Below are 6,553 nucleotides of genomic sequence, written 5' to 3'. Positions count from 1 at the left end.
ATCGCGTGATCTTCATGGCGAATGGCCAGATCATCGAGCAGGCGCCGCCGCAGCAGTTCTTCAGCAACCCGCAGCACGAAACGACGCGGAGCTTTTTGGGGCAGATTTTGAATTCGCAGCATGCGCACTGACGGAGGAAGCGCCGCCACAACGACTGGCGTGGCGCATCCAATGTCTTCGGGTGTTGAAGGGGCGGCGGGCGGCATGCACGCGGCGCCGCCGATTCTGATTTCACTGTCCGCCTTTGGTGCGGCCGAAGTGCGGCGCCACGGGCAACTGTGGTTTAGCGAACTCAGCCTGGCCGCTGGCGCCGATGGCGTGGAGGTGCGCAGTGAGCTGCTGGTGGACCAGGCGAGTGAACTCCCGGCCATCGCGCACACCGTGCAAGCGGCCGGTAAAAGTCTGGTCTATTCGAGCGCGGACTATCTGTGGGCGCATGACGGCACGCTGGCCGTCAGCGCGCTGGAACGCGCCCTCGCGGCCGCCGAAACCCTGGGCGCGTCGCGCCTGAAAATGGCGATCGGCGGCTTTGGCCCGGCCTCTCACCGCACCCTGGACGATTTGCAAGTGCGCCTGCAATCGGCCCCGGTTGAACTGCTCATTGAAAACGACCAGACCCCGGCGGCCGGCACGCTGGCGGCCCTGCAGGACTTCTTCGCCACCGCCAATGCCCAGGGGTTTTTTCTGGGCATGACCTTCGACATGGGCAACTGGCACTGGACCGGCGAGTGCCCCTTGCAGGCCGCCGCCGCCCTGGCGCCGCAGGTGCGTTATGTGCACTGCAAAGGTGTGCAGCGCCAGCCGCAGCGCTGGATCGCCGTGCCGCTGGCCGCGTCCAGCGCACCTTGGCGGGCCGTGCTGCGCGCCTTGCCCGCCGATGTGCCGTGGGCCATCGAATACCCGCTGGCGGGTGATGCGCTGGAGACCGTGGTGCAGCTGGAAATTGAGCAGTTGCGCGGCGTCGCCACCAGCCTGGCAAAGGTTGCCCACACCCACGGCCCCATTCTTTTACATCGCAACGAGAAAGCCACGACATGAACAACGCACTGGACGTCATTACCTTTGGCGAAGCCATGATGCTGCTGGTCGCCGACCAGCCCGGCCCGCTGGAGCAGGCCGAGGCCTTCCACAAGCGCACCGCCGGTGCCGAGACCAATGTCGCCATCGGCCTGGCGCGCCTGGGCCTGAAAGTGGGTTGGGCCAGCCGCCTGGGCACCGACTCCATGGGGCGCTACCTGCTCGCCGCCATGGCGGGCGAGGGCATCGACTGCTCGCACGTGGTGTGCGATGCGGCGCAAAAAACCGGCTTCCAGTTCAAGGGCAAGGTGAGCGACGGCAGCGACCCGCCGGTCGAATACCACCGCGCCGGTTCCGCCGCCAGCCACATGGGCGTGGCCGATATTGACGAAGCCTGGCTGCTTAGCGCCCGGCACCTGCACGCCACCGGCGTGTTTGCCGCGATCTCGCCGACCACGCTGCCCGCCGCACGCCAAAGCATGGAGCTGATGCGCGCGGCCGGTCGCAGCGTCTCGTTCGACCCGAACCTGCGCCCGACCTTGTGGGCCACGCCCGAGCTGATGCGCGAGGCCATCAACGACCTGGCGACGCGCGCCAACTGGGTGCTGCCCGGCCTGGAGGAGGGCCGTTTTTTGACCGGCGAGGAAACGCCGGAAGGCATTGCCCGCTTTTACCGCCAGCACGGCGCCGAACTGGTGGTCGTCAAGCTCGGCAGCGAGGGCGCTTTCTATGACGGGGAGGGCGGCAGCGGCTACGTCGCCGGCTTCCCGGTGGCCGAGGTGGTGGACACGGTCGGCGCCGGCGACGGCTTCGCCGTGGGCGTGATCAGCGCGCTGCTCGATGGCTTGAGCGTGCCCGAGGCCGTGAAGCGCGGCGCCTGGATTGGCGCGCGCGCCGTGCAGGTGCTGGGCGACAGCGAAGGCCTGCCGACCCGCGCCGAACTGAACCAGGCGGGGCTGTGAACCATGCCGACGCCAAGCGCCAACACGACACGCCAACAGGTTCTGGTTTTCCGCGAACTGCCACCCGACCAACTCGCGCGCCTGCAAGCCGTGCACGACGTGACGGTGGCCAACCCGCGCCTGCCGGAACAAGCCGCCGCCTTTCACGCGGCACTGGCCAGCGCCGACGGCCTGATCGGCTCCAGCTACCCGGTGGACGCCGCCTTGCTGGCGGGCGCCCCGCGTCTGAAAGTCATCTCCAGCGTGTCGGTCGGGGTCGACAACTACGCGTTGCCCGCGCTGGCGGCGCGCGGCATCATGCTGTGTCACACGCCCGGCGTGCTGACCGAGACCACGGCTGACACCATTTTTTCACTCATCATGGCCAGCAGCCGACGCCTGGTCGAGCTGGCCAACCATGTGCGCGAGGGCCGCTGGACACGCAACATTGGCGAAGAGCTGTTTGGCTGGGACGTGCATGGCAAAACGCTGGGCATCCTGGGTTTTGGCCGCATCGGGCAAGCATTGGCGCGGCGTGCTGCGCTGGGCTTTGGCATGCCGGTGCTGTACCACAGCCGGCATCCGGTCGATCTGGCGCAGGCGCTGCCGGAACTGGCCGGCAAGGCCCGTCGCACGCCCCTGGATGAGCTGCTGCAACGCGCCGACATCGTCGCCGCCGTGCTGCCGCTCTCCCCCGAAACCCGGGGCCTGATGGGCGCGCGCGAGTTTGCGCTGATGAAGCCGGGCGCCATCTTCATCAACGGCGCCCGCGGTGCCATCGTGCAGGAAGACGCCTTGCTGGATGCGCTCGACCACGGCACCTTGCGTGCCGCCGGGCTGGATGTGTTTGCCACCGAGCCGCTGCCGCTGGACTCGCCCTTGCGCACGCACCCCAAGGTGACGGCCCTGCCGCACATTGGCTCGGCCACGTTCGAAACCCGCCATGCGATGGCCGAACTGGCCACCAGCAATTTGCTGCAGGCGCTGGCGGGCGAGCGGCCGGCGGCGGTGTTTGAGCTGTCGGGCGCTTGAGCGGGTGCCGGCAGCAGGCTGCGCGTGGGCTGTTCAGAGCTTGGGGATGCGTATGCGGCTGACCATCAGTGAGCCGGACAGGGCAAACAACAGCACCAGCGGGTGCAGCGTGAAGCCGGCGAGCACGACCTTTCCGAACCACAGGGACTCATGCAGCGCGCCTTGCGTGGCCGCCACAAACAACACAATCACCAGCAGCAGCGAGGTCGGGATGGGCGTGCCCTCAAAGTATTTCACCTTGTCGCCACCCTCGGACAGCGTCTCGGCCGTCACGTTGTAGCGCGCCAGGCGCGACACGCCGCAAGCCACAAAAAAGGTCAAGATGATGCGGTCGTACAGGCCCTGCATGCCGCAACCATAGGCAATCAAGGCCGGAGCGACACCGAAGGAAATGATGTCCGCAAGCGAATCCAACTCACGACCGAGTGCCGAGGTCTTCTGGCGCCAGCGGGCAATCCGGCCATCCAGCACATCGAATACCAACGCCGCCACAACCAGCCCGCAGGCAAAGTAGACATGCATGACCTCGCTGGTTTGCAGGTAGGTCATCATGGCAAACATGGCGCCGGTGCCGCACACGGCGTTGCCCAACGTGAACCAGTCGGCGAGGTGGAACTCGCGGATCATGGCGAAGGGTTTGCGTGGGGCGGGTGTGGTCGGTGGTGTCATGCGGGACAGCGTACTCCACTTTTGTGATACCGCCACGGATCCGGCGCGCCACCCCTTAAGCGCTGGGGCGGATGTTCTGGTTCATGCGGAACAGGTTGTCCGGGTCGTATTTGTTTTTCGCCGCCACCAGACGCTCATAGCCCGGGCCGTAAGCGGCCCGGATGCGCTCCGGTTCATCGTCGGTCAGGAAGTTGACATACACGCCGCCGGTCGCATAGGGCGCGGCATCGCGGAAGAAGCCGCGCGCCCAGTCGGTGCATTTCTGGTCTTCGGCCGCGGTTTCCCAGCGCCCATGAACGTTGCAGACGTAGATCGCATCCCGATGGGAATAGGCGGTGGCGTCGGGCTTGGGCCGGGTGGTGGCGCCGCCGATCAGGCCGAAGAATATCTCGCAATGCGGTGAAGGAAGGTTTTGCACGTATTTCACCGCCACCTCGATGGCGCCGTCACTCAGGTCAACAAAATTGTGCGATTTCCAGTAGTTCCGGGCGCCCGGTGTCAGCAGCGGGTCAAAGGTTTGCTGCCAGGCGGTGTAAGGCTGCATGCCGATGAACTCGCCCAGGACGGTACCGAGTTTTCGCATCGGTTCTATCGCCTTTCGGCCCGCGTCTGGATTACCGGCGTGGAACACGCAGAAGGCGATGATCTCGGTCCCGTGCACTTCGGGCGGGAGGAAAGGCAGGGGCGGCGCTTTGCGCATCACGGTCCAGACATTCGTGTCCTCGCCGAGTTGCTTGACGTATTCACGCAACTGCTGCAGCGCTTGCGTTGCGTCCTTCAGTGCATAGACAATCAAGCCGCCCAGAACCTCCGGCCCGACCAGATGCAGCTTGAATTCGAACCGGCTGACGATGCCAAAATTGCCACTGCCACCGCGAATTGCCCAAAAGAGATCGGGGTTCTCGGTGGCGCTGGCGCGAAGCAATCGCCCATCGGCCGTGACCACATCCGCGGCCAGCAAATTGTCCACCGTCATGCCGTGCTTTCGGGACAGCCAGCCGAATCCACCGCCGAGCGTGAGTCCGGCCACGCCGGTGGTCGAATTGATGCCCATCGGGGTGGCCAGTCCAAAAGCCTGGCATTCGTGGTCAAAATCACCCAGCGTTGCGCCCGGCTCGACGTGCGCGACTGACGCGATGGGGTCGACCGTGACGGCGCGCATGGCCGACAGATTGATCAGCAAACCGCCGTCGCAGACGGCATTCCCCGCAATGTTGTGTCCGCCTCCCCTGACGGCCGTCAGGAGGCGGTGCTCATGCGCAAAGGTCACGGCCTGGCGGATGTCGGCCACGCCGGCGCAGTTCGCGACCAGGGCGGGCTTGCGGTCAATCATGGCGTTCCAGACGGTGCGCGCTTTGTCAAAGCCGTCATCGTCCGGAAACAGCAGCTCCCCGCGCAAAGAAGTTTTCAACTTGTCGAGCGTCGCACCATCCACCGTGACGGCCTCGCCGCCGAGTCCAACTACTTTCACGCTGTCCATGATAGGGTCTCCATTTCAAGGGTTTTTGCGTTTTCTGTCTTGGTTTTTCTTCGCTGTCTTACTCCCTGATATCCAGTTTGAAGCGACCGGAAAGGACTCGCCTTGCGAACGATCATTTATCAGTGCAACTATCCAGTGCAATATAGAAAAAGCATTCCGCGAAACGCAAGGAGGTCCCGCCATGAGTACCTTTCCCAGCACCGAAGTCACCTGCATCCTGCCCGTCAAGGACATGGCGCGCGCCCGCCAGTTCTACGAACAGTCATTGGGTCTGCAGCCCGTGGGCAGCAAGCCGGACGGAAAATTTATCTACCGCTGCGGCGGCACCGAGATCGCCCTTTTTCCGAAACCCGAGGGCACCCAGGCGCAGCACACCGCCCTGAGTTTTCGCGTTGAAAACATCACCACGGCCGTCGCGCAACTGGAGTCGCAGGGCGTGAGCTTTACCGACTACGACTTGCCCGGCCTGCAGACGATCGGCCATGTCTGCGTGCTGGGCGCGGAGAAGGCGGCCTGGTTCGAGGATACCGAGGGCAACATCCTGTGCCTGCACGAGGATGTGGGCTGAACCCGGAATATAAGTGTTTTAGGCCTCCAGCCCTCGTCCCGTATGCGCAGGTAGCTATTTAATTTATAGCGTATGCGGTGCCGCCACAACCGGCGCCGGCCGCCGCAGCCGCGCCACGCCGCGCCGGATCAGGTGCTCCAGATCGTCGATGTAGGTGAACACGGCGGGCACCACCAGCAGACTGAGCAGCGTGGAGGTGATGAGTCCGCCGATCACGGCAATCGCCATCGGCGAGCGAAAGCTCGGGTCTGCGCCCCAGTTCAGGGCTACTGTATGACCCACGCTCATCATCACAGGCTGATTCAGGGAGGCTCACACAATGAATAACAACGCAGCAAACGGCGATGCGCGGGTTGCGGTCTTGGTGGATTACGACAACACCACGCCGGAAATATTGGAATACACCTTGCGCGTGGTCGCGCAGTTTGGCCGGGTGGTCGTGCGCCTTGCTTGCGGCCGCTGCGTCTGCCCGTTGATGTACTGGTCTATTCACGCGAGGAGGTGAACTGCTGGGGTCAACAACCCGGCACCGCGCTTTACTGGGCATTGCGTGAAGGCCGGGTGGTGCATGGTTGATCCCCTCAGCAACCGGCCGGTTGATGCGCTTTTTTTGGCGTCAGCCGGGCGCGGTGTTTGATCATCCAGTCGCAGTGAAATTTGCTTGATGAGTTCAAGCCATTTTGGCTTCCAGCCCGCGTCCAGTATGCGCAATTAGCTAGTTAATCCGATGGGAAATCCCCCGGCTTTGCCGGGGTGGCAGTAGAAGTTTGACGTATAAGTAGGTGTCCATCGCAGAAACTTCCAATCGTGAGCCGCCAAGCAAACGAAAGGAAAAAACTGGATGGA

The 6,553-nt window shown here is 64.1% G+C and carries 7 protein-coding genes and 2 pseudogenes; 6 read left to right on the top strand and 3 right to left on the bottom strand.

What is annotated here, in order from left to right; translation table 11 throughout:
- The 4 genes and pseudogenes from glnQ to C5P05_RS03255 form a co-directional block, all read left to right on the top strand.
- Positions 1-131, top strand: a pseudogene (gene glnQ / locus C5P05_RS03270) (glutamine ABC transporter ATP-binding protein GlnQ); the annotation flags it as partial.
- Positions 132-171: 40 nt separating this feature from the next.
- On the top strand, positions 172-1,038 hold the full coding sequence (locus C5P05_RS03265) for a TIM barrel protein (protein WP_114968439.1): 867 nt from the start codon (positions 172-174) through the stop codon (positions 1,036-1,038).
- Complete coding sequence (locus C5P05_RS03260) at positions 1,035-1,979, top strand: sugar kinase (RefSeq protein WP_114968438.1); 945 nt, start codon at positions 1,035-1,037, stop codon at positions 1,977-1,979. The genes C5P05_RS03265 and C5P05_RS03260 overlap by 4 nt, the downstream gene beginning before the upstream one ends.
- Positions 1,980-1,982: 3 nt before the next feature.
- Positions 1,983-2,990, top strand: coding sequence for a 2-hydroxyacid dehydrogenase (locus C5P05_RS03255; RefSeq protein ID WP_114968437.1), 1,008 nt, complete (start codon positions 1,983-1,985; stop codon positions 2,988-2,990).
- Between the two features lie 33 nt (positions 2,991-3,023).
- On the opposite strand, the gene pssA is transcribed toward C5P05_RS03255, so the two are convergent.
- Both pssA and C5P05_RS03245 read right to left on the bottom strand, forming a co-directional pair.
- Positions 3,024-3,659 carry a CDP-diacylglycerol--serine O-phosphatidyltransferase gene (gene pssA / locus C5P05_RS03250; RefSeq protein WP_114968436.1) on the bottom strand — a complete coding sequence of 212 codons (636 nt, stop codon included), beginning with the start codon at positions 3,657-3,659 and terminating at the stop codon, positions 3,024-3,026.
- A gap of 55 nt (positions 3,660-3,714) precedes the next feature.
- Positions 3,715-5,139 (bottom strand): FAD-binding oxidoreductase, encoded by a 1,425-nt coding sequence (locus C5P05_RS03245; RefSeq protein WP_114968435.1) that lies wholly within the window; start codon positions 5,137-5,139, stop codon positions 3,715-3,717.
- A 181-nt stretch (positions 5,140-5,320) separates the two neighbouring features.
- Here C5P05_RS03245 and C5P05_RS03240 point away from each other — a divergent pair, with 181 nt between their 5' ends.
- Entirely contained in the window at positions 5,321-5,707 is a 387-nt protein-coding gene (locus C5P05_RS03240; RefSeq protein WP_114968434.1) for a VOC family protein, read from the top strand.
- A gap of 63 nt (positions 5,708-5,770) precedes the next feature.
- Here C5P05_RS03240 and C5P05_RS03235 read toward each other — a convergent pair.
- Positions 5,771-5,977: pseudogene (locus C5P05_RS03235) on the bottom strand (efflux RND transporter permease subunit); the annotation flags it as partial.
- 49 nt (positions 5,978-6,026) lie between these two features.
- Between C5P05_RS03235 and C5P05_RS03230 the strand changes: the two are divergent.
- Positions 6,027-6,212: a hypothetical protein gene (locus tag C5P05_RS03230; RefSeq protein WP_114968433.1), complete on the top strand. Its 186-nt coding sequence runs from the start codon at positions 6,027-6,029 to the stop codon at positions 6,210-6,212.
- The last annotated feature ends 341 nt before the right edge of the window (positions 6,213-6,553 follow it).

It is taken from the genome of Rhodoferax ferrireducens (genome assembly GCF_003347515.1).
In the GTDB taxonomy this organism is placed as follows: domain Bacteria; phylum Pseudomonadota; class Gammaproteobacteria; order Burkholderiales; family Burkholderiaceae_C; genus Rhodoferax.
The sequence above is the reverse complement of the archived record's forward strand: the minus strand, read 5'-3'. Positions and strand labels throughout refer to the sequence as shown.

Excerpts from the sequence above, each read along its gene's own strand:
- C5P05_RS03265 (WP_114968439.1), top strand. The coding sequence starts at position 172 with ATGTCTTCGGGTGTTGAAGGGGCGGCGGGCGGCATGCACGCGGCGCCG.
- C5P05_RS03260 (WP_114968438.1), top strand. The coding sequence starts at position 1,035 with ATGAACAACGCACTGGACGTCATTACCTTTGGCGAAGCCATGATGCTG.
- C5P05_RS03255 (WP_114968437.1), top strand. The coding sequence starts at position 1,983 with ATGCCGACGCCAAGCGCCAACACGACACGCCAACAGGTTCTGGTTTTC.
- pssA (WP_114968436.1), bottom strand. The coding sequence starts at position 3,659 with ATGACACCACCGACCACACCCGCCCCACGCAAACCCTTCGCCATGATC.
- C5P05_RS03245 (WP_114968435.1), bottom strand. The coding sequence starts at position 5,139 with ATGGACAGCGTGAAAGTAGTTGGACTCGGCGGCGAGGCCGTCACGGTG.
- C5P05_RS03240 (WP_114968434.1), top strand. The coding sequence starts at position 5,321 with ATGAGTACCTTTCCCAGCACCGAAGTCACCTGCATCCTGCCCGTCAAG.
- C5P05_RS03230 (WP_114968433.1), top strand. The coding sequence starts at position 6,027 with ATGAATAACAACGCAGCAAACGGCGATGCGCGGGTTGCGGTCTTGGTG.